The organism is Myxococcales bacterium (genome assembly GCA_016717005.1).
Lineage (GTDB): Bacteria > Myxococcota_A > Polyangia > Haliangiales > Haliangiaceae > UBA2376.
In genome coordinates this window covers 334816-356805 of sequence record JADJUF010000001.1, presented here as the reverse complement: position 1 = coordinate 356805, position 21990 = coordinate 334816, and the positions used below count along the sequence as shown (strand labels likewise).

Sequence of the window (21990 nt, the reverse complement as noted above, 5' to 3'; positions counted from 1 at the left end):
GTATCACGTTGTGACACGAACCCAGCGACCCAGCGAGCCCGACCCGATGAAGGACGACGACAAGAAGGAGCGCGTGCTCCACACCCGCGTGCCGGAGCGGCTCGAGACCGAGCTCAAGGAGCGCGCCGCCGATCTCGGCGTGTCGGTCTCGAATCTGGTGCGCAACGTGCTGACGCACGCGTTCGGGCTGGTCGGGGACATCGTCGCCGATGGCGCCCAGGTCGCGCGCTCCGCCAGCGGCGGGCGCCGCGCCGCGGCCGAGCCGCCACCGCCGCCGCGCGCGGCCGAGGTGCTGGGCTGGCAGCCGCTGGTGCTGAACAGGAACGCGGTCTGCGCCGCGTGCAACGACGTGCTCGTGCGCGGCGCCGACGGCGCCGTCGCCATCACCGACGGCAGCGGCCCGCGAGCGATCGTGTGCCCGCGCTGTCTCGAGGAGATCCGCCATGGTCGAGACCCCTTCGTCCCCGCGCCCTGACGCGCGCGCCAATCCGCCGCCGTCGTTCGTGACCGCGGTCGCCGATCTGCTCGCCCGCACCGGCGCTCACCTCGATCGCCTGTCGATCGAGCTGGCCCGGGATCTGGGCGAGGTCGCCCGCGGCTCGGTCGCGGTCGCCGACGCCGCGCGCGCCGAGTGGCAGGAGGTCGCCGACACGTTCGAGGCGGCCTGGACCCAGGCCCGCGCGCAGTCGCGCGGCGTGCCGCGGGTGACCCGCGTGGTGCGCGCTGGCCTCGGGCTGGCGGCCACCGCGCGCTGGTACCGGCTGCGGGCCGCCGCGGCGGGACGCGCCGGGCTGTCCGACGACGATCACCGCGCGCTGGCCGCGCGCACCCGCGACGCGTGCATCGAGCTGCGCGGCGGCGTGCTCAAGCTCGGGCAGGTGGCGTCGTGCCGGCCCGATCTGATCGGGCCGGTGTGGGCGGCCGAGCTGGCCGAGCTCCAGGATCGGGTGCCGGCCATCGACGGCGCCGCGATCGCGGCGCGGGTCGAGGCCGAGCTGGGCGCGCCGATCGCCCTACGGTTCGCCGGGTTCGCGACTGACGCCCTGGCCGCCGCGTCGCTGGCCCAGGTCCACGCCGCCCGCCTCGCCGACGGCCGCGCGGTCGCGGTCAAGGTCCAGGTGCCGGGCATCGACGAGGTGGTCCGGGCCGACGTGGCCGCGCTGACGATCCTCGCGGGCGCGCTCGGCGATCTGATCCCCGGCGACCTCGGCGCGATCGCCGGCGAGCTGGGGCGAGCGCTGACCGGCGAGCTCGACTACGTGGCCGAGGCCGCGGCCGGCGCCGAGGTGGCGCCGATCCTGGCCGGCACCGAGCTGTTCGTGCCGGCGGTGATCGCGTCACACTCGACGCCGCGGGTGCTGACCACCGATCGCGTCGACGGCCGCCGGCTGACCGAGGCCCTCGACGCCGCCGATCGCGCGGAGCGCACCCGCATCCTGCGCGCGCTCGTCGACGGCATCGCCCGCCAGATCTTCCGCGGCGGCGTGGTCCACGCCGATCCGCACCCCGGCAACTTCCTGGTCACCGACGACGGCCGGATCGCGGTGCTCGACTGGGGCTGCGTGCTGCGGCTCGCGCCCGAGGAGCGGGCCGGCTACGCGCGGCTGCTGGTGGCGCTGGGCGGCGGCGACGGCGCCGCGGCCGAGCGCGAGCTGCGCGGCCTCGGCTTCGGCGGCGACGGCCCGGCGCTGGCGGACATCGCGCGGTCGATCACCGCGGCGATGCACCCGGGCGTGTCGGCGGCCGACGTCGACTGGGACGCCCAGGGCCGGGCCTTCGTCGCCGACGTGAGCGTCCGGGCCAAGGCCGCGGGCGTCACCGTGCCGCGCTCGTTCGTGCTGCTCGGGCGCGTGCTCGGCACCCTGGCGGGGCTGGTCGCGGTCTACAAGCCCGCGCTCGAGCTGGCCGCGGTGATCGGCCCGCACCTGGCCGCGGCGCTGGTGCCAGCGGTCCCGGCGGTCACAGGGTCTGCGCCGCCCGCGTCGCCGGCGCCGCCCGCGGCAGCAGCCTCGTCCGTCGCGTCGGTCGCGCCGTCCGCGGCGTCAACCGCGCCTACGCCCGCGCCCGCGCCCGACGCGCCGTCGTCCGCGGCGTCAACCGCGCCGGCGCCCGCGTCCGCGGCGCCGTCGTCCGCGGTGCCAGCCGCCGCGGCGCCCGCGTCCGCCGAGCTGGCGTCCGCGGCGTCACCCGCCGGGGACGCGCCCCCGCCCGACGATCAGTCGTAGTACTCGGCGCCGAGGTGGGTGATCAGGTCGTCACCCTTGAGGTAGCGCAGCGTGTTCTTCAGCTTCATCAGCTGGATGAAGAGGTCGTGCTCCGGGTACACGCCGGTCGGGGCCTGCGGGCTCTTCCAGTAGAACGACAGCCACTCCTGGATGCCGTGCAGGCCGGCGCGCTTGGCGAAGTCCATGAACAGCACCAGATCGTGGACGATCGGCGCCGCGAGGATCGAGTCGCGGCACAGGAAGTTCACCTTGATCTGCATCGGGTAGCCCATCCACCCGAAGATGTCGATGTTGTCCCAGCCCTCCTTGTTGTCGCCGCGGGGCGGGTAGTAGTTGATGCGGACCACGTGCGAGATGTTCCCGTACAGCGCCGGGTACTTCTCGGGCTGGAGGATCTGGTCGATCACGCCCAGCTTGGTGACCTCCTTGGACTTGAACGACTCGGGATCGTCGAGGACCTCGCCGTCGCGGTTGCCCAGGATGTTGGTCGAGTACCAGCCCTGGAGCCCGAGCATGCGGGCCTTGAAGCCCGGCGCCAGGATCGTCTTCATCAGCGTCTGGCCGGTCTTGAAGTCCTTGCCGGCGATCGGCACGTGGTTCTCGCGCGCCAGCTCCATCAGCGCCTCGGTGTCGACCGCCAGGTTGGGCGCGCCGTTGGCGTAGGGGATGCCCAGCTTGAGCGCGGCGTAGGCGTAGATCTGCGACGGCGCGATGTCATCGCTGCTGTCGCGCAGGCCCGCCTCGAACTTGGCCAGCGACGAGTGGACGTCGCTGGGCTTGCGGTAGACCTCGGTCGAGCCGCACCAGATCAGCACCATCCGGTCGCACCCGTGCTTGGCCTGGAACGTCCTGATGTCGTCCATGACCTGCTCGGCCAGGTGCATCTTCGAGGTGCCGGTCTTCTTGTTGGGCCCGTCGAGGCGCTTGACCCACTGCTGGTCGAACACCGCCGGCATCGGCTTGATCGCCGACAGCTCGTCCTTGATCGGATCGAGGTGCTTGGTCTCGAGCACGCCGGCGCGGAGCGCGGCCTCGTAGGCGTTGTCGGGGAACGGATCCCAGCCGCCGAAGACCAGATCGGACATCTGCGCCAGCGGCACGTAGTCGCGGATCTTGGGGGTGTTGTCGTCGGAGCGCTTGCCCAGGCGGATCGTGCCGAGCTCGCACAGCGAGCCGACCGGCGGGGTCAGGCCCTTGCGGATGGAGAGGTTGCCGGCGAAGTACGTGGTCGCGACCGCGCCCATCCCCGGGGTGAGCACGCCGAGCTTGCCGGTGGCCGGCTTGATCTCGACACCTTTCTTGAGCGCCATGGACGAGTCTCCTGCAGTGAGGTCTACGCGCATCCGCCGGGCGAACGGAAGACCCGCCCGATCAGGTGCGCTGGTGTCTTACCTCAGAACGACGCCTGGTGGCGCTATTGTGGTCCGACGATCTGTTCGGGGGCCGGCGCCGCCGCGAGCGCCGCGCGCTCGCGGTCGAACGCCAGGTTGTGCCCGGCGCGCCACACGGTCGAGATCAGCACCTGCAGGCCCTGGCTCACCGCCAGCGCCCAGATCACCCACTCGAGCCGGTCGAGCACCAGCGCCAGGCCGACCCAGAAGAACAGGTCGACCTCCTCGAACAGCACGATCCGCGACAGCCGCGACAGGATGAACCGCGCCCACTCCTTGGGCGTGCGCTCGGGCGGCAGGCTCGGCGCCGGCGGCTTGGTCTCGCGCGCCACCGCGGCCGCGGGGTCGGCCTTGGCGCGGCGCCACTTGAGCCGGGCCTCCTCGATCGCGGTGAGCCACTTCATGTAGCCGGTGGCGTACTGGCCCAGCGCCGACAGCGACGCCATGAGCAGCAGGTCGACGCGGCCGGTGCGCTCGTACATGACCCAGCCGATCGCCGTGGTGATCGCCAGCCAGGTGTACAGGTCGGAGACCTTGTCGAAGAAGCTGCCGAACGACGAGCCGGTGCCGCGGTAGCGCGCGAGGGTGCCGTCGAGGTGATCGAGCAGCAGGCCGAGCTGCAAGAGCGCCGCGGCCCACACGAAGTGATCGGTCACGATCGTCGCGACCGCGCCGAGCTTGGCCAGCGTGGCCAGCGCGGTCAGGCGGTTGGGCGTGACCCAGCGCCAGTCGGCGATGACCAGCATCACGACGATCGCGATCGGCCGCACGACCAGCGCGGCGTAGAACTCGGAGCTCTGCCAGTTGCGGACGCGCTGGAGGCGCTCGGCGAAGGGGACATGGGCGGCCACGGGCGGCGGACTATACGTCAACGCGCCCGGCCCGCGACCCGCATTGACAGCCACGCGCCGCGCGTCGAGACTGCACGGCGATGGCCGAGACCGCCGTGATCCTCGCCGCCGGGATGGGCAGCCGCCTGGCGCCCAGCGGCACCTCCGAACAGTTCTCGAAGCCGCTGATGGCGGTCGGGGGCAAGACGCTGCTCGAGCGCACGATCGGCTGCTGCCGCGCCGCCGGCGCCCGGCGCGTCGTCGTCGTCACCGGCTTCCGGCACGAGCTGGTCGAGGCCGAGGTCGCGCGCCTGACCGAGGGCGACGTCGAGACCGTCCACAACCCCGACTGGACCAAGTCCAACGGGGTCTCGGTCTACGCGTGCCGCGAGCTCCTGGCCGAGCCGTTCGCGCTGATGATGAGCGACCACGTGTTCGACCCGTCGATCCTGACCGACCTGCTGGCGCTGACGCCGCCCGACGGCTCGGTCACGCTCGCGGTCGATCACAAGATCGGCGAGATCTTCGACCTCGACGACGCGACCAAGGTCGTGGTCGACAACGGCGCGATCGTCGCGATCTCGAAGTCGCTGCCCAGCTACAACGCGATCGACTGCGGGTTGTTCCTGTGCACGCCGGCGATCTTCGCCGCGCTCGGCGAGGTGGTCGCGAAGAAGGGCGACACGACCCTGTCCGAGGGCATGGCGATCATCGGCGGCCGCGGCCAGTTCCTGCCGTTCGACATCGGCGACCGCTGGTGGCAGGACGTCGACACGCCCGAGATGCTCGCGCAGGCCGCGTCCGAGCTGGCCCGGCGCGGCTACCTCGACCGCTGACCGCGCACGGTCGGTCGGCGGCGGCCGCGCGGCGGCCACGCGGCGGCCACGCGGCGGCCGAAACGGCGCGAGGCCGGAGCCCGTGCTGGGATCCGGCCTCGGCGGCGACCGTGCGGGCGCGATCGCAGGGCCCGATCAGGCCTTGCTGGTCAGCGAGTCGAGGCCCTTCTGGAACCGGCCGGCGTGCGAGCGCTCGGCGCGGGCCAGGGTCTCGAACCACTCGGCGATCTCCTCGAAGCCTTCCTCGCGCGCGGTCTTGGCGAAGCCCGGGTACATCTGGGTGTACTCGTAGGTCTCGCCGGCGATCGACGCCTTGAGGTTGAGCTCGCTCGAGCCGATCGGCTCGCCGGTCGCCGGGTCGCCGACGCGCTTGAGGTAGTCGAGGTGGCCGTGAGCGTGGCCGGTCTCGCCCTCGGCGGTGTCGCGGAACAGGCCCGCGATGTCGGGCTGGCCCTCGACGTCGGCGACCTTCGCGAAGTAGAGGTAGCGGCGGTTCGCCTGCGACTCGCCCGCGAAGGCGTCCTTGAGGTTGGCGTGCGTCTTCGTGCCCTTCAGATCAGCCATGGTCGTCTCCTGGAGGTCTCAGCGACGGCGCAGCGGCCGTCGCGATCGTGGTGTGCCCAGCGTGGTAGCACGCTCCGCGGCGCGGCGGCAATCGGCCGCGGGCCGGGCCGGAGCGTCAGCGCGACGCGTACGCGAGCGCGGCGGTGGCGATCGCGTCCTGGAGCTGGCGCGCGACCGGCCGCGTGCCCGCCGGGAGGGCGTCGATGAGCACGACGAACGCCAGCGGGTGCAGCCCGTCGGCGCCGGCCAGCCCGGCCAGGCTCGACACCGCCGCGAGCGTGCCGGTCTTGCCGCGGACGCGGCCGCGCACCTCGGGGCCGGTGAAGCGGCGCCGCAGCGTGCCGTCGACGCCGCCGATCGCCAGCGCGCTGGCCAGCTCGGGGCCGACCCGGAAGTCGCGCCAGCCGGCGACCAGCACCTTGGCCACGGCGCTGGCCGAGACGCTCGACGCGTCGTACAGGCCCGAGCCGTTCTCGACCCGGAAGCCGCCGGCCGGCGCGCCGGCGTCGACGAGGAGCTGGTGGACGACCGCGAGGCCGTCGGCCCACGTCGCCGGCCCGCCGCCGGCCGCCGCCCGGGCCTCGGCGCCGATCGTCTTCAGCACGGTCTCGGCCAGGAAGTTGTCGCTGGCCTTGGCCATCGCGCGGACCACGTCGGCCAGCGCCGCGCTCTCGTGCTCGGCCAGGATCGTGACCTTGGCGGTCGGCGCCAGCGCGCGCCGGACCAGGCGCTTGCCGCGGACGCGGATGCCGGCGTCGGCCAGGGCGATCCGCAGGGCCTCGCCGAACTGCGCCGTCGGATCGTCGATCCGGCGCCGGCCGAACCAGACCGCGTCGGCCGCGGCGATCTGGCCGCTGACCCGGAGCTCGAGGTGATCGCGCTTGACCGTCGTGCCGACCGAGATGCGCGTGCGCCCGGTGGCCACGGTCACGACGCCGTCCTCGATCAGGCGCACGTGATCGCCGCCGGGCGGATCGAGCGACACCCGGGCCAGGCCGAGCCCGACCCGATCGGCGACCACGACCACCGTGACCGCGTTGCGCTCGAGCGAGGCCGCGGCGATCGGCGCGCGGTAGCCGGCCCGCTCCTTGGGCTGGTCGGCGTAGCGGGGCGGCTCGTCGACGTCGTCGAAGTAGCTGCCGTCGAAGACCAGGTCGCCGGTGACCGTCTCGACGCCGCGCCAGCGCAGGTCGCGGGCCATCACCGCCAGGTCGCGGCTGCCGAACGTCGGATCGCCGCGGCCGCGCACGATCAGGTCACCGTCGACGACGCCGGTCGCGGGATCGAACTGCTCGCCGTAGATGGTCGTGCGCCAGCGGAAGCTGGGCCCGAGCGCGCGCAGGGCCGCGGTCGTGGTCAGGACCTTCTGCACCGACGCCAGCGGCTGCGGTCGGTCGGCGTCGTGGCCCCACAGCACCTCGCCGGTGGTGACGTCGACGACGACCGCGCCGATCGCGGCCCGCGCCAGGGCCGGCGCCGCGGCGACCGCGCCGTCGAGCTGCTGGGTCAGCCAGGCGCGCCGGGCCGCGGGATCGGCGGGCGCGGGCGGCAGCGCCACGCCGCCGTCGTCGCCCTGGTCGTCCTCGTCGGACTCGGGCGCCGGCGCCGCGACCCCGGCGTCGCCGTCGACCGGCGGGGGATCGGCGGCTTGCGAGCGCGCGCGGGGCGTGACGATACTCGCGCCTACGAGCGCGAGCACGGCGGTGACGACCGCACGGCCGCGACGGCCCGATGAACTCACCCGTCCAGGTTATCACGGCGATCGCGTTGGCGACGGCCGCGGCGTGCACGCCGCGCACGCACCGCACCCCCGACGACACCCTGGTCGTGCTGATCGAGAGCCCGCCGCGGACCTCGGATCCGCGCGTGACCGTGAGCTCGATGGATCAGAAGCTGTCGCGGCTGGTGTGCCCGGGGCTGGTGGTCATGGACGCGCCCGACTCGGAGCCGCGCCTGGGCCTGGCCGAGCGGATCGAGCAGATCGACGCGCTGACCTGGGAGGCGACCGTGCGCGCCGACGTGCGGTTCTCCGACGGCACGCCGGTGACCGCCGACGACGTCGCCTGGACCTACGAGTCGACGATCGCCGGCGGCTCGAAGACCATGGGCGAGCGGTTCGTGTCGTTCGAGCGGCGCGATGATCGGCGCGTGCGCTTCCACCTGCGGCTGCCGCTGGCGACGTTCATGACCGACGTCGATCTCGGCGTCGCCGCCCGCCACGGCGCCGACGCCAAGGACAAGTTCCCCGGTGGCATCGCGCTGTGCGCCGGGCCGTACCGGGTCGACGCGCTCGGCAACGATCGGGTGCGGCTGTCGCGCAACCCGTACTTCGCGGGCCCGGCGCCGGCGGTCCCCAAGATCGACATCCGGGTCGTGCGCGACGCCGCCGCGCGCATCGTCATGCTGGCCGGCGGCTCGGCCGACCTGGTCCAGAACGCGATCCGCCCCGATCTGATCGACGACGTGCTGGCGCGGCCGCGCCTGGCCGAGCTGCGCGGCCCGTCCACCGTGCTGTCGTACCTGATGTTCAACACCCGCGATCCGCTGCTGGCCGACGTGCGGGTGCGGCGGGCGCTGGCGCTGGCGCTCGATCGGCCGACGATCGTCGCGCGCAAGTTCGCGGGCCGGGCGGTGCTGGCGACCGGGCTGTTGCCGCCGGATCACTGGGCCTACCGCGCGCCGGCGCAGCCGCTGGTGCGCGATCTGGCCGAGGCCGGGCGCCTGCTCGACGCCGCCGGCTACCCCGATCCCGACGGCCCCGGTGGCGCGCCGCGCCTGGCGCTGGTCTACAAGACCTCGAGCGATCAGTTCCGGGTCGCGATCGCGCGGGTGATCGCGGCGCAGCTGGCCGAGCTCGACGTCGAGGTCGAGGTGCGGCCGTTCGAGTTCGGCACGTTCTTCGCCGACGTGAAGAAGGGCAGCTATCAGCTGGCGTCGATGCAGACCGCCGAGATCACCGAGCCCGACATGTACTATCCGTACTTCCACTCGTCGCGCATCCCCGACGTCGGCCACCCCGACGACACCAACCGCTGGCGCTACGTCAACCCCGAGGTCGACCGCCTGCTCGAGGCCGGGCGCCAGGAGGGCGATCGGGCCCGGCGCGTCGAGCTGTACGCCCAGGCCCAGGCGCTGCTGTCGCGCGATCTCCCGATCGTGCCGCTGTGGCACGAGGACAACGTCGCGATCGTCAACCGCGCGGTCACCGGCTACCACGTCCTGCCCAACGCGCGGTGGTCGGCGTTCGCCGAGGTGGTCAAGCAGTGACCGCGTTCGTCATCGACGAGCACATCCGGCCCGACAGCACGGTCGAGCGCACCGCGCTGGCCGCGCGCGGCGGCGAGCTGGCGCTGGTGATCGACCTGGTCGAGCGCGGCCGGGTCACCGAGCTGGCGCTGGTCGTGGTGCTGCGGCGCTACGGCCGGCCGCTCGACCGTGCGGTCGCGGCCGAGCTGGCGGCGGCGCCGCGGCTGGCCCTGTCCGGCGGCCGGGCGCTGGCGCGGCTGCACTGGCGGGCCGCGGTCGACGCCGGCGCCCGCGACTGGCTGGTGCTGTGCGAGCCCGGGGCCGAGCCGCTGGCGGCGCTGTCGCCGACGATCGGCGCGGCGCTGCGCCACCTGGCCGGCGTCAAGGCTGGGTGACCGGCGCGGCCGGATCGGCGGCCGGCTCGTCGGGGGGCGGCTCGTCGACCGCGTCGGGATCGTCGACGATCGGCTCGGTCCGGCACAGCGGCGCCGCGGTCGGCGCCAGCGTGGCCAGCGCCAGGCCGGCGCGCTCGCCGAGCTTGGCCAGCTCGCGGCCGGCGGCGGCGTCGTAGAGCCGCAGGCCGCCGCTGCCGTCCTCGTAGATCAGCCGATCGTCGTCGAGCCACTGGGCCCGGAACCGGCTGTCGGCGGTGAGCACGTGCTTGTAGGCGCCGGTCGCGGCGTCGCCGATGTAGATCGACGGCTTGGCGGCGCTGTCGCCGGTGGCGCACGGATCGGTGGCGCTGGCGAAGGCGATGCGGGTGCGGCCCGGCGACCACGCGACCGCGGCCAGGCGCGGGTTGCCGCGCTCATCGACGTCGACCGCGGCCGCGAGCTTGTCGGCCACCGCCGGCGGCAGCTCGGGCGGGAACCCGCCGGCGTCCTCGATCACGACGTCGTCGAGGGTCATCAGCACCGCCGGGCCCGCCGGCTTGGCGCCGGGGTTCTTGGTGAGCTTGCCGGTGCTGCGATCGACGACGTAGGTGGTGATCGTGCCGGGGGCCCAGCGCCCGACGGCCGGCGCGGTGCGCACGACGATCTGCTCGCCGGGCCCGTAGCCGGCCCAGACGAAGCGGGCCTTGCCGACGGCGGCCTTGGCGCTGGTCTCGGTGAAGTCGGTCGGGCTCCACGCGCTCACCCACGAGCGCGTGAGCAGCGGCGCCGCGGTCCTGGGCGCCGTGGCGGGGTTGGGCACCTCGGCCTGGCTGAAGCCGGCCAGCAACAGCTCGCCCGACGGCGCGCGCAGGTAGCCCGCGAGCGAGTGATCGGTGTGCGTGACCCGCAGGTAGCGCTTGCTCGCGACGTCGTAGGCGTAGAGCTCGCCGCGGGTGGCGGCGTAGCCGGTGCCGGGCTTGGGCGACTTCCAGCCCGAGCGCCGCGCCAGCACCAGCGGCTGGGTCGTCACGATCGTCGTGACCGCGGCGCGCAGCTTGCCCGACAGCTCGGCGAGGGCCTGGCCCTCGGGGGTCGCCAGGTAGCCGGTGAGGTCGGGATCCTGCGCCAGGCCGGGGCCCCAGCGCAGCCAGTCGCCCGCGAGCGCCGCCGCGAGCGCGGGCGTGGCGCCGGCGGCGTCGCCGGTGTTGGCGAGCGCCTCGCCCAGGGCCCAGCGCGCGTCGAGGTGATCGGCGTCCTTGGCCAGCGTGGCCTCGGCCGCGGCCTTGATCGCGGCCCAGTCGCGGGCCTTGGCCTTGTACGCCGCGGTGACCTTCTCGTAGTCCTTGGCGCCGGGGCCGTAGACGTAGTTCATGCGCTTGACCGCGTCGACGCCCAGCGGCGGCGCCGCGAGCGCGGTCGGCGTCGGCGTGGCGGTGCCGGCGCTGCCGCCGGTGCCGGCGCCGGGCGCGTCCTTCTTGCCGCCGCCGCACGCGGCGAGCGCGGCCGCGAGCACGATCGTTCCCAGGCTGTTGCGGATGTTCACCAGTGCCTCCGAGCGCGACTCTAACGTCGCGTGCGGGTGCAACGCGCGCGCGGCCGGGACGATTCGCGGCTGGCCGTGTCGTGGCCTTTGCGGACCGGCCGACCCCGGGTAGGCTTCGCGCATGCGGATCTCCTCGCTCGCGCTGACGCTCGCTCTCGCTCTCGGTGCCACCGTCACCGCGGGCTGCTCCAAGGACTCGGCCAAGCCGGCCGCCAAGGCCGCGCCGGCCGAGGTCTCGGTCGACGACCTCGCCAAGCAGCTCGCGGCCAAGGCCGCGCGCCCGGTCGACGCCAACGGCACCAAGACCCGCAAGGACGTCGGCTTCATCCCCGGCGCGGTGCTCTTGACCGACTACGAGACCTACGCCGCCAGCGAGCTGCCCGCCGACAAGGCCGAGCCGCTGGTGTTCTACTGCGCCAACACCCAGTGCGGCGCGTCGCACGAGGCCGCGGCCAAGGCCGTGGCCATGGGCTACAAGGACGTCAAGGTGCTCCCGGCCGGCATCATGGGCTGGACCGAGGCCGGGCAGCGCGTCGAGAAGCTGTGAACCTGCTGCTCCTCGACGAGCCCGAGCTCGTCGACGGGCGGGTGCGGCTGACCGATCGGCGCGCGGCGCACCTGCGCGCGGTCCTGGGCGTGACGGTGGGGCAGGCGGTGCGCGCGGGGGTCGTCGGCGGCGGGCTCGGCGTGGCGATCGTGACCACGATCGACGCCGCGGCGGTCGAGCTGACGCTCGACGTGACCACGCTGACGCCGGCGGCGCCGCCGGCGCCGATCGCGCTGGTGCTGGCGGTGCCGCGGCCCAAGGTGCTGGCGCGCACGCTCGAGATCGCCGCGGCGTTCGGCGTCGCGCGCATCGAGCTGGTCAACGCGTGGCGGGTCGACAAGGCGTACCTCGGCTCGCCGCGGCTGGCGCCGGCCGAGCTGGCCGCGCACGTGCGCCTCGGCGCCGAGCAGGGCGTCTCGACCCACCTGCCGCCGGTGCAGGTGCACCCGCGGCTGATGGGCTTCCTCGACGGCGCGGCGCCGATCGCCTCGGGCGGCCGCGGCCTGTGCGCGCACGCGCGCGGCGGCGTCGTGATCGAGCGCGCGCCCGGCGCCGCGACCCTGCCGACCACACTGGCGATCGGCCCCGAGGGCGGCTGGATCGAGCGCGAGGTCGAGACCTTCGCCGCGCGCGGCTTCACGATCGTGTCGCTCGGCGACGCGGTCCTGCGGGTCGAGGCCGCGGTCGCCGGCGCGCTGGCGCAGCTCGCGCTGCTCGCGCGGCTGGCGACGTGACCGCCGCGCGCCGAGGTGAGCGCGCGCGTCGGCGTGATCGCGTGCGGCTGGCGCGGCTCGCGGCGTGACCGTCGCGGGCACGCGGTGAGCGCGCGCGCGTCGGCGTGATCGCGTGCGGCTGGCGACGCCATCGCCGCGCGCACGCGGTGAGCGCGCGCGTCGGCGTGATCGCGTGCGGCCGGCGGCGGGGGCGGCGGGCGCGCCGCCGCTACGCGCGTCGGCGTGATCGCGTGCGGCTGGTGCGGCTGGCGGCGTGACGGTCGCGCTCACGCGGTGAGCGCGCGGGCGTCGGCGTGATCGTCGCCGTCGTCGATCAGATCGACGCCGTGGCGCGCGAACCGCCGGGTCGCGGCCGCGACGAAGCCGGCGGCGGCGTGGCCGGCGTCCTGGCACCACTGCGCGTGGGCGGCCAGGTAGGTCAGCTCGAGCGCGCGGCCCAAGGTCAGGGCCACGCGGCGGGCGCCGGCCTCGAGCGCGTCGGGCCGCGCCATCGTCGCGGCCAGCCAGCGCTGCGCGTGCGCGAGCGCGGCCGCGGCGGTCGCCACCGCCGGCGTCAGGCCGGGATCGGTGACGGTGCGCGCGTGGGCGGCGGCGTCGCCGGTCAGGGTCTCGAGCGCGCCGCCCTTGCCGAGCGCGCGCAGGGTGTCGAGCGACAGCACGTTGGTGGTGCCCTCCCAGATCGGCAGCACCTGGGCGTCGGCCAGGAGCCGCGGCAGGCCGGTGTCCTCGACGTAGCCGGCGCCGCCGCAGCTCTCGATCGCCTCGGACGCGATCGCCACGGCCTGCTTGGCGGTGGTGAGCTTGGCGATCGGCGTCAGCGCGCGCAGCAGCTGCTGGCTGGCGTCGTCACCGCCGTGCTCGCACGCGCCCAGCACCGTGACCGCGCGGAACGCGAGCATGAACGCGGCCGCGGCCTCGGCCTCGAGCCCCGCCAGGGTGTCGACGTGGAGCGGCTTGGCGCTGAGCAGCGCGCCGAACGCGCGCCGGCGGGTCGCGAAGTCGCGGGCCAGATCGAGCGCGCGGCGCATGCCCGACACCGACGACACCGCGTTCCAGGTGCGGGTCAACGACAGCATCGGCGTGATCGCGCGGACGCCGCCCGAGGGCGCGCCGACCAGGATCGCGACGCAGCCGTCGAGCGTGAGCTCGGCGGTCGGCACCTTGCGGGTGCCGAGCTTGTCCTTCAACCGGTTGACCGTGATGCCCGGCGCCAGGCGCCCGGCCGCGTCCTTGACCTGCACGTAGTAGAGCGCGAGGCCGGCCGAGCCGGCGGGGTTGCCCTCGGGGCGGCCCAGGGTCAGCGCCATCTCGGCGGTGGTCGCCGAGGTGAACCACTTGGTGCCGGTCAGGCGCCAGGTGCCGTCGGCGTCCTGACGCGCGACGGTCTCCGACAGCCCGACGTCGGAGCCGCCGGTGCGCTCGGTCATCCACTGGCCCGAGGTCCACGCGGTCGTGGGATCGGTCGAGGTGAGGCGGGGCAGGGCGCGCTCGATCAGCGCGGCGTTGCCGCTGTCGAGCAGCGTGCGCGCCGCGCCGTCGGTCATGGCCAGGGGGCAGCTGTAGACGTCGAGCGACGGGCCGATCACATGGACCCGGGCGAACTGCTCGAGCCGGGCCCGGGCGCCCCGGGCGCGGTCGTACCCGGCGGCCACGAGGCCGCGCTCGGCGGCGAGGCCCGCGGCCTCGCGCCACAGCGGCGACACCTCGATGTGATCGATCCGGTTGCCCCAGGCGTCCCAGGGCGTGTGCACCGGCTCGTTGGTGCGATCGGCCAGGGCCAGCCGGTAGAAGTGACCGCCGGCCAGCTCGCCGAGCTGCTGCAGCGGGCCGGTGACCGCGGCGCGCTCGGCCGGCTCGAAGCTGCGATCGATGAACGACGCGAGCATGCGATCGCTCGCGAAGGTGTTGCCGAGCTGCGGCGGGTCCTGGATGAACGCCATGGCCCGAACGTACCCGACCGCCGGGCGGCCGGCGGCCGACATCGTCTGCCTCCGGCTCCGGCTGCCGGGCCTGGGCTGCCGGGGCTGGCTGCCGGGCCTCACCTGATCGTGAGATGGCCCGGGCGGGCGGGCCTCCCCCGATCGTCGGACGCGGGTCCCTTCATGCCCAGCGGCACCATGAGCGCGCTGATCGCCGCGCGCCGACGCGGTGGTCGCGCGGACGGCGGTCACGCCAGCAGGCGCGCGCAGCCGGCGATCAACGCGTCGACGCCGAGCGCCAGCTCGCGATCGGGATCCCAGCGCGCGATCGCGCGCTCGAGCGTGTCGGCGCGCGCGCGCGCGGCGGGCCGACGACGTCGACGACGCCGACCTCGGACGTCCACATCGCGTGGCCGACCACGAGCTGGGCCAGGAGCTGGATCACCGACAGGGCGTCGACCGGCGCGAAGCCGGCCTCGACCAGCACGGCCAGATAGCGCTCGAGGCGCGCGGTCGCCGCCGGCGTCGCGGCCGGGCGGGTCGCGAACAGCGGGACCGCGTGGGGATGGGCCCGCAGCGCCGCGTGCAGCGCGTGGGCCTGGTGGCGGGCGAAGGCCTGCCAGGTCCGCGCGCGCGGCGGCGGCGGCAGCGCCAGCAAGATCCGCTCGTGGATGCCGTCGAGCAGCGCGGCCTTGCTGGGGACGTGGTGGTACAGCGACATGGCCTCGACCCCGAGCGCGGCGCCGAGTCGGCGCATCGACAGGCCGGGCAGGCCGTCCTGGTCGAGCAGCGCGACGGCGGCGTCGAGGATGGCCTCGCGGGTGAGCGGCGGGCGCGGCATGGCTTGACAGACTTACATCATAAGCTTACGGTGTAAGTCCAATGCAAGCCCGCGCGCGCGCCCTGGTCGAGCAGCTGTGCAGCCCCGCCTGCGCCGGGCGGCGCCCCGGCACCCCCGGCGGCGACGCGGCCCGGGCGATCGTGCTGGCGGCCCTGCGCGCGGCCGGGCTCGATCCGGGCGAGCAGCCGGTGCCAGGCTGCGGCGGCGCCAACGTGCTGGCGACGATCCCCGGCGACGTCGATCGCTACGTGCTGGTCGGCGCGCACTTCGACCACCTGGGCACGATCGGCCGCGACGTCTACCACGGCGCCGACGACAACGCCGCCGCGGTCGCGGTGCTGGTCGAGGTCGCGCGGGCGCTGGCCACCGAGCGCGCGGGCCGCGGCGTCATCATCGCCGCGTTCGACGGCGAGGAGCCGCCGCACTTCCTGACCGGGGGGATGGGCTCGCGCGCGTTCGTGGACGCGAACCGCGCCGTGATCGACTTCATGGTCTGCATGGATCTGGTCGGGCACCGGTTCGGCCCGGCCGAGGTGCCGGACGAGGTCGGGGCGTCGCTGTTCGCGCTGGGCGCCGAGCGCAGCGTCGGCACCTGCGACCTGGTGGCGTCGCTCAAGCGCGCCGAGCCCGGCGTGATCGTGCGCCCGGCCGACGCCGAGATCGTGCCGCCGCTGTCGGACTACGAGCCGTTCTGGGCCCGGCGCATCCCGTTCCTGTTCCTGACCGCCGGGAGGTCGCGCGTGTACCACACGCCCGAGGACACCCCGGCGTTGCTCGACGACGGCAAGATCGCGGCGACCGCGCGCTGGCTGACCCGGTTCGTCCGCGCGACCCGCACCCGGGCCGCGCCCCGGTTCGTCGACGGCCGGCTCCACCAGGGCACGCTCGACGAGGTCGACGAGCTGGTCGGCGCGCTGGCCGCGGTCGCGCCCGAGGCCGCGCTGGCGCGGGCCCACATCGCGCAGCTGCGGGCCACCTGTGACCGCGACGGCAACCTGCCGGCCGCGCGGCAGGGCGACCTCGGCGCGTTGATCGCGATGCTCGAGGCCCGCCTGCAGTGAGCCGGCCGCGGCGCGGTCAGGGCGTGGCGGCCGCGGCGCGGACGTGGGCCCAGTCGGCGAGGTAGGCGGCGAAGACCGCGTCGTCCTCGATCGTCAGCAGCGTCTCGTCGTTGATCGCGCGCGCGGCGTCGGTCCAGTTGTGCGAGCCGGTGTAGACCCGGCGGTGGTGGGCCGGGCCGCCGGCTTCCGCCGCGTCGATCAGCAGGTACTTCGAGTGCAGGGACCAGCCGCTGCGCGCGGGGTAGCGCGTGAGCTCGACGCCGGCGTTGGTCAGGGTCGACGCCGCGATCGTACCGAGCGGGATCTCGGCGTCGCCGGCGACCACGCGCACGTCGCAGCCGTCACGCGCGCGCGCGGCCAGCTCGCCGGCGACCGCGCGCCGGCCGTCGGTGAAGTAGGCCATCGCGACCCGGATCTGGGCGCTGCCGTCGCAGGTCACCGCCGCCAGCGCCTCGACCACCGGATCGCCGGTGGGCCGCGGGAAGAACTGCACGTGGGTCGGGCCGTCGCCGTCGGCGCGGCGGTCGTAGGTCGGGATCTCGACGTCGGCGAACAGGTCGTCCCAGGTGGCGCGGTAGGCCGCGTAGAGCGCGGCGTCGCCGGCGACGATGACCGCGTTGTTGTGCATCGTGAGCTGGGTGGTGGTCAGGTTGTGCGACGCCTGCGCCACGACGTCGGTGCGGCCGTCGGTCAGCGCCGAGAACAGGAAGGTCTTGTGGTGCATGATCCCCGAGCCGACGCACGCGGTGCCAGGCGCGTCGCACAGGTGGACGTTGGCGGCCCCGAGGCCCGCGATCAGCGTCGCGACCTCGGACCCGACCCCGTCGGCGCCGCCGTCGAGCACGATCGCCACGTCGACGCCCCGCGCCGCCGCGCGCACCAGCGCCGCCGACGGCGGCGAGCGGGTGAAGGTGTAGAGCGCGACCCGGATCTCGGCGCCGGCCGGGGTGGCGTCGATCAGGCCGACCAGCGCGTCCTCGATCGCGGTGTCGCGCCCGTTGGCGGCGTCGCGGTGCGAGAACACGGTCGTGAAGGTCGGGGCCGCGGGCGGCGCGTCGCGGCCGCTGTCGCCGGGCGCCACGGCGTCGCCGTCGGCGCCGCTGTCCACCGCCGCGGCGTCGGGATCGATCGCGGGCCCGCCGCCGCCGCCACAGCCGAGCACGAGGCCCCCGGTGAGCGCGGCCGCGACGAGCGAGCGAGCGAGCATGGCCGACCCTCGCACGACGCGCGCGGCGTCGACAAGCCGGCCCCGGCGCGCCGGACCGGGCCGTCCGGCCGGCGCGAGCACGGTTCAGCGCGCCGAGCCTCGGGAAGTTCCCCGGTGGGTGGTGTAGGCCGACTCCCGGGACGTGTCCGCTTCCCGGACAGTACCCGCAGGTCCGCGGGCGTGAGCTGCCCGACGAAATCCGGACCCCGTTGATCGTTGCGTCCGGAACGCGCACAACGGTGATCGTGGTCAGCTCCCGGTGCGCGATCGTCGTGGACACAGTGGCCGGGGGGCCGGCGTGACCGTCGAGGGCACCGCGGCGCGGGTGCGGCCGCGCAAGCCGACGCTCGAGATGGTGCCGGCCGGGACCCGGCTCGGGCGCTACGAGCTGCTCCGTCGGTTCGCCGCCGGCGGCATGGCCGAGCTGTACCTGGCGCGGGTCGCCGGCTCGGGCGGGTTCGAGAAGATCTGCGTGGTCAAGCGCATCCTGCCGCAGTACGCGAGCGACCCCGAGTTCGTGCGGATGTTCCTCGACGAGGCCCGGCTCACCGCCGCGATCCGCCACGGCAACGTCGCGCAGGTGTTCGACATGGGCGAGTGCGACGACGGGCTGTACTTCGCGATGGAGTACGTCCACGGCGTCGATCTGCGGCTGGTCTTGCACACGCTGGCGAGCCGCGACGAGCGCCTGGCGCTCGAGCACGTGCTGACGATCGGGATCGGCGCGGCGGCCGGGCTGCACGCGGCCCACGAGCGCAAGGACAGGGACGGGCGGCCCCTCGGGATCGTCCACCGCGACGTGACGCCGTCGAACCTGCTCCTGGCGTTCGACGGCGGCGTGAAGCTGATCGACTTCGGGATCGCCAAGGCGACCCGGCGCGTGACCGAGACCCGCGCGGGCACGCTGAAGGGCAAGATCGCGTACATGTCGCCGGAGCAGTGTCAGGGCGAGCCGCTCGACGGCCGCTCCGACGTGTTCTCGCTGGGCATCGTGCTGTTCGAGGCGTCGACCGGCACCCGCCTGTTCGCGAACGACAACGAGTACGCGGCGATGCGGCAGATCGTCGATCGCGACGCGCCGCCGCCGTCGAGCCGTCGGCCCGACTATCCGCCGGCGCTCGAGGCGATCGTGCGCAAGGCGCTGGCCCGGGATCGCACGCGGCGGTACCCGTCGGCGCTGGCGCTGCAGCTCGATCTCGAGGACTTCGCGGCGTCGGCCGGGCTCACCACGTCGAACGCGCGGCTGGGACGGGCGCTGCGCGCGCTGCTGCCGGCGCGGTCGGCCGAGTCGGTCGACGAGCTGACGGTGGGCCTCGACGCGCCGCGGGCGCCGGTGCTGGCGCGCGGCACCGACGAGCAGACCGCGCTGCCGCTGCCGGCGCCGGAGCCGACCGGGTCGATGCAGATCTCGATCTCGGAGGGCGCTCCGGCGGTGTCGGCGGTGTCGGCGGTGTCGGCGGTGTCGGCGGAGGTCGCGCAGCTGATGGCCCAGCACCGCCGGCGACAGCTGATGTGGGTGGCGGTGGTCGCCGCGATCATGTCGGCGGCGATCGCCGTGGCGCTGGTGTTGCTGTTGCGTCCGCAGGCTCAGCGATCGGCTCCGGCTCCGGCTCCGGCTCCGGCTCCGGCTCCGGCTCCGGCTGCGGCTCCGGCTCCGGCTCCGGCTCCGGCTCCGGCTGCGGCTCCGGCTGCGGTTCCGGCTCCGGTTCCGGTTCCGGATCCGGATCCGGCTGCGGCTGCGGTTCCGGATCTAGTTCCGGTTCCGGATCCGGATCCCGCTGCGGCTGCGGTTCCGGATCCCGCTGCGGCTGTGGTTCCGGATCCCGCTGCGGCTGTGGTTCCGGATCCCGCTGCGGCTGCGGCTGCGGCCCCGGCTCCGGCTTCGGCGCCCGCTGCGACGTTCACCGCGCCCGCGTCGCGCCATCGCTCGTCGACACGCCGCACGTCGCGCAAGGCCGCGCCGGTGTGGAACCCCGACTCGGCGCTGCCCCCACGTTGATCGAGGAGACCCCTTGCCCATCCGCCACTGCTTCGCCCGTGCGTCCGTCGTCGTGCTGACCGCGCAGCTCGCGTCGGTGGCGCTCGCCCAGCCGACGGACCCCGACGCGGCTGCCAACAACTGGCTGCGGCTGGGGCTCGAGCGCTACGAGCACGGCAACCTGGTCGGTGCGATCGAGGCGTTCACCCAGGGCAACCGGCTCGATCCGCGCCCCGAGTTCTTGTTCGCGCTGGGCCAGGCGCACCGTCGCCGCGGCGACTGCGCGCGCGCCGCGCAGTACTTCGATGAGTTCCTGGCCACCAAGCCGAGCGCCAGCCAGGCCGAGGCCGCGCGGACCCAGCAGTCGCGCTGCGAGCCGGCGCCACCGCCGCCGCCAGCCCCGGTCGCGGTCGCGCCGCCGCCACCACCCCGACCGATCGACGTCGCCGCGTTGCCGGCGCCGCGGCGCGATCGCATCGCGTGGATCGCCGGGGGCGCTGGGATCGCGCTCGCGGGCACCGGCGTCGCGCTGGTGTGGATGGCCCACGATCGCGCCGCCGAGGCCGACGCGGCGACGTCGTACGATGTCCACCACGCCCTGGCCGCGCGCGCGCGCAGCCTCGAGCTCGGCGGCGCGGTCGCGCTGTCGGCGGCGGCGGTGGCGGGCGGCGTGGTGGCGTGGCGCCTGGTCCGCGGCGACGAGCGGGCGGCGCCGCCGGTCAGCCTCACGGTCGCGCGCCACGGCTACGGCCTCGCGGTCCGGGGGACGTTCTGATGCGCGCGCCGGCCTCGGTGGTGCTGGCGCTGCTGGCGCTCGGCGCTTGCGTCAAGACCGAGCCGTTCGTGTGCGCGACCGACGACCAGTGCGGCGCCGGCCGCTGCGAGGCCGACGGCGCGTGCAGCTTCGCCGATCGGTCGTGCCACGGCGCGTGGCGCTACGGCGACGACGGCGAGCCCGCGGTCGCGGGCACCTGTGTCGGCGACCGCTCGGGGCCGATCGCCGCGCTGGCCGCGGGCAGCGATCACGCGTGCGCGCGCGCCGACGACGGGCGCGTGTGGTGCTGGGGCGACAACCCGCGCGGCGCGCTGGCCCGCGACGACGTCGCCCGCACCGCCATGCCGAAGGTCGTGGCCGAGCTCGCCGGCGTGACCGATCTCGACGGCGGCGAGTACACGACCTGCGCGATCGCCGACGGCGCGGTGACGTGCTGGGGCCAGGGCGACTCGGGCGAGCTCGGCGACGGCGAGGCCGCCGATCGGCCACACCCGAGGTCGCTCGCCGACCTGACCGCGATGGTCGAGGTCGATCTCGGCGAGCACCACGCGTGCGCGCGCGACGTCGCCGGCACCGTCTGGTGCTGGGGCGGCAACGCCGATCGCGAGACCGGGGCGCCGGGCGCGCCGACGATCAAGCGCCCGCGGGTGGTCGACGGCATCCCGCCCGCCGAGTCGCTGGCCGCCGGCGGCCAGGTCACGTGCACCACCTCGGCCGGCCGCGCCTGGTGCTGGGGCAAGAACACCAACGGCCAGCTCGGCGTCGGCGATCTCGACGGCCACCAGCGCCCGGTCGAGGTCGCGGGCTTCGCGGGCGCGATCGCCGTCGCGCCCGGCGGCGAGCACACCTGCGCGATCGTCGACGGCGGCCGCGTGGTCTGCGCCGGCGCCAACAGCCGTGGTCAGCTCGGTGACGGCACGACCACCCGCCGGCCGGCGCCGGTCGAGGTCGTCGGGCTCGTCGACGCGGTCGAGGTGGTGGCGCTCGACTGGTCGACGTGCGCGCGGGACGGCGCCGGCGCGGTGCGCTGCTGGGGCGCCGGCGATCGCGGGCAGCTCGGCGTCGGCATGGTCGACACCACGGCGCCGGCGGCGCCGGTGCCGCTGCCGCTGCCGGCGATCGCGCTCACCGCCGGCGAGACCCACGCCTGCGCGCTCACCGCCGACGGCTGCGCGTGGTGCTGGGGCGACGATCGCAAGGGCCAGCTGGGCGACGGCCGGATCGCCACGTCCGACGCGGTGGTCGGGGTGGCGCCGGTGCTGCTGTCGTGCTGGTGAGCGCGGCCGCGATCGCCTCGTCGCTTCGCCTCGCCGAAAACGACGCGGCCGCCGTGTCAGCGGCGGCCGGCGCATCGCGGAGCCCGAACGGCTCCAACGCTGGGACGATCAGTCAGGAACGATCAGTCAGGAACGATCAGCTCACATCGGCGGCTGGCCCGGCGGCGGCGCCGTCGGGTTGATCGCCGGGCCGGTCGGCGCGACCTGGCCGCACATGTAGCGGACGCGCTGCTCGACCGCCTGGCGCTCGGACACGACGCCCTGGGAGTTGGCGCCGCCGCGGGTGCTGGACGCGCCCACGGTGTTCGAGTTGTTGCTGTCGTAGCTCGACGCGGACCCGGCGACGGTGTCCTCGCCGTACTGCGTGTTCTGGTTCGAGAAGGTGTCCTTGCCGATCACCTCCTCGCCGCGCTGGGTGATCGTGTAGTTGTTGGGCCCGCAGTGGGCCGCCATCTTCTTCTGGGCATCGTCGAACGCCTTGCCCTGATCCCCGACGAGGCGGATGATGCCGCCGGTCTGGGTCTGGGTGACGTACTCCGCGTGGCCGCATGCGGCGACCAGCGCCGCGCAAAGGAGTCCAAGGACAGTCGTGCGAAGCATCTCTCGTGTTCCTTCCCTGACGGTGACGGCCGTCGACCCGGA

The 21990-nt window shown here is 74.9% G+C and carries 20 protein-coding genes; 11 read left to right on the top strand and 9 right to left on the bottom strand.

Going from position 1 to position 21990, the window contains the following annotated elements:
* Positions 1–10 precede the first annotated feature (10 nt).
* Positions 11–475 carry a hypothetical protein gene (locus tag IPL61_01505; GenBank protein MBK9030010.1) on the top strand — a complete coding sequence of 155 codons (465 nt, stop codon included), beginning with the start codon at positions 11–13 and terminating at the stop codon, positions 473–475.
* Complete coding sequence (locus tag IPL61_01500; protein ID MBK9030009.1) at positions 444–2225, top strand: AarF/ABC1/UbiB kinase family protein; 1782 nt, start codon at positions 444–446, stop codon at positions 2223–2225. The genes IPL61_01505 and IPL61_01500 overlap by 32 nt, the downstream gene beginning before the upstream one ends.
* On the opposite strand, the gene IPL61_01495 is transcribed toward IPL61_01500, so the two are convergent.
* Positions 2216–3535: an inositol-3-phosphate synthase gene (locus IPL61_01495; protein ID MBK9030008.1), complete on the bottom strand. Its 1320-nt coding sequence runs from the start codon at positions 3533–3535 to the stop codon at positions 2216–2218. The two genes, IPL61_01500 and IPL61_01495, sit on opposite strands and share 10 nt — an antisense overlap.
* Positions 3536–3639: 104 nt before the next feature.
* A complete protein-coding gene (locus tag IPL61_01490) occupies positions 3640–4467 on the bottom strand; it encodes a CDP-alcohol phosphatidyltransferase family protein (protein ID MBK9030007.1) in 828 nt (275 codons plus the stop codon).
* An 80-nt stretch (positions 4468–4547) separates the two neighbouring features.
* On the opposite strand from IPL61_01490, the gene IPL61_01485 reads away from it, so the two are divergent.
* Complete coding sequence (locus IPL61_01485; protein ID MBK9030006.1) at positions 4548–5282, top strand: NTP transferase domain-containing protein; 735 nt, start codon at positions 4548–4550, stop codon at positions 5280–5282.
* 135 nt (positions 5283–5417) lie between these two features.
* On the opposite strand, the gene IPL61_01480 is transcribed toward IPL61_01485, so the two are convergent.
* Both IPL61_01480 and dacB read right to left on the bottom strand, forming a co-directional pair.
* Positions 5418–5846 (bottom strand): rubrerythrin, encoded by a 429-nt coding sequence (locus IPL61_01480; GenBank protein MBK9030005.1) that lies wholly within the window; start codon positions 5844–5846, stop codon positions 5418–5420.
* A 115-nt stretch (positions 5847–5961) separates the two neighbouring features.
* Positions 5962–7545 (bottom strand): D-alanyl-D-alanine carboxypeptidase/D-alanyl-D-alanine-endopeptidase, encoded by a 1584-nt coding sequence (dacB, locus tag IPL61_01475; protein ID MBK9030004.1) that lies wholly within the window; start codon positions 7543–7545, stop codon positions 5962–5964.
* Between the two features lie 68 nt (positions 7546–7613).
* On the opposite strand from dacB, the gene IPL61_01470 reads away from it, so the two are divergent.
* Both IPL61_01470 and IPL61_01465 read left to right on the top strand, forming a co-directional pair.
* On the top strand, positions 7614–9113 hold the full coding sequence (locus tag IPL61_01470; GenBank protein MBK9030003.1) for an ABC transporter substrate-binding protein: 1500 nt from the start codon (positions 7614–7616) through the stop codon (positions 9111–9113).
* Positions 9110–9487: a hypothetical protein gene (locus tag IPL61_01465; protein ID MBK9030002.1), complete on the top strand. Its 378-nt coding sequence runs from the start codon at positions 9110–9112 to the stop codon at positions 9485–9487. Before IPL61_01470 ends, IPL61_01465 begins: the two co-directional genes overlap by 4 nt.
* Here the strand turns inward: IPL61_01465 and IPL61_01460 are convergent.
* A complete protein-coding gene (locus tag IPL61_01460) occupies positions 9474–11009 on the bottom strand; it encodes a hypothetical protein (protein ID MBK9030001.1) in 1536 nt (511 codons plus the stop codon). The genes IPL61_01465 and IPL61_01460 overlap by 14 nt on opposite strands.
* Before the next feature lie 121 nt (positions 11010–11130).
* On the opposite strand from IPL61_01460, the gene IPL61_01455 reads away from it, so the two are divergent.
* Together IPL61_01455 and IPL61_01450 are read left to right on the top strand one after the other, a co-directional pair.
* Positions 11131–11556: a rhodanese-like domain-containing protein gene (locus tag IPL61_01455; GenBank protein ID MBK9030000.1), complete on the top strand. Its 426-nt coding sequence runs from the start codon at positions 11131–11133 to the stop codon at positions 11554–11556.
* Positions 11553–12290 carry an RsmE family RNA methyltransferase gene (locus IPL61_01450; protein ID MBK9029999.1) on the top strand — a complete coding sequence of 246 codons (738 nt, stop codon included), beginning with the start codon at positions 11553–11555 and terminating at the stop codon, positions 12288–12290. The genes IPL61_01455 and IPL61_01450 overlap by 4 nt, the downstream gene beginning before the upstream one ends.
* Positions 12291–12556: 266 nt before the next feature.
* Here the strand turns inward: IPL61_01450 and IPL61_01445 are convergent, their stop codons facing one another.
* Both IPL61_01445 and IPL61_01440 read right to left on the bottom strand, forming a co-directional pair.
* Positions 12557–14230 (bottom strand): acyl-CoA dehydrogenase family protein, encoded by a 1674-nt coding sequence (locus IPL61_01445; protein MBK9029998.1) that lies wholly within the window; start codon positions 14228–14230, stop codon positions 12557–12559.
* Between the two features lie 256 nt (positions 14231–14486).
* Positions 14487–15050, bottom strand: coding sequence for a TetR/AcrR family transcriptional regulator C-terminal domain-containing protein (locus tag IPL61_01440; protein ID MBK9029997.1), 564 nt, complete (start codon positions 15048–15050; stop codon positions 14487–14489).
* A 41-nt stretch (positions 15051–15091) separates the two neighbouring features.
* On the opposite strand from IPL61_01440, the gene IPL61_01435 reads away from it, so the two are divergent.
* Positions 15092–16111, top strand: a complete 1020-nt coding sequence (locus IPL61_01435; protein MBK9029996.1) for a M28 family peptidase — start codon at positions 15092–15094, stop codon at positions 16109–16111.
* 16 nt (positions 16112–16127) lie between these two features.
* On the opposite strand, the gene IPL61_01430 is transcribed toward IPL61_01435, so the two are convergent.
* Positions 16128–17318 carry a hypothetical protein gene (locus IPL61_01430; protein ID MBK9029995.1) on the bottom strand — a complete coding sequence of 397 codons (1191 nt, stop codon included), beginning with the start codon at positions 17316–17318 and terminating at the stop codon, positions 16128–16130.
* Positions 17319–17616: 298 nt separating this feature from the next.
* On the opposite strand from IPL61_01430, the gene IPL61_01425 reads away from it, so the two are divergent.
* The 3 genes from IPL61_01425 to IPL61_01415 are packed head-to-tail and all read left to right on the top strand — an operon-like array spanning position 17617 to position 21348.
* Positions 17617–19317 (top strand): serine/threonine protein kinase, encoded by a 1701-nt coding sequence (locus IPL61_01425; protein ID MBK9029994.1) that lies wholly within the window; start codon positions 17617–17619, stop codon positions 19315–19317.
* A 13-nt stretch (positions 19318–19330) separates the two neighbouring features.
* Positions 19331–20071, top strand: a complete 741-nt coding sequence (locus IPL61_01420; protein ID MBK9029993.1) for a hypothetical protein — start codon at positions 19331–19333, stop codon at positions 20069–20071.
* Positions 20071–21348, top strand: coding sequence for a hypothetical protein (locus IPL61_01415; GenBank protein ID MBK9029992.1), 1278 nt, complete (start codon positions 20071–20073; stop codon positions 21346–21348). Before IPL61_01420 ends, IPL61_01415 begins: the two co-directional genes overlap by 1 nt.
* A gap of 141 nt (positions 21349–21489) precedes the next feature.
* Here the strand turns inward: IPL61_01415 and IPL61_01410 are convergent, their stop codons facing one another.
* The gene (locus tag IPL61_01410) at positions 21490–21948 is read right to left on the bottom strand and encodes a hypothetical protein (protein MBK9029991.1); all 459 of its coding nucleotides are present in this window, start codon (positions 21946–21948) and stop codon (positions 21490–21492) included.
* Positions 21949–21990 lie beyond the last annotated feature (42 nt).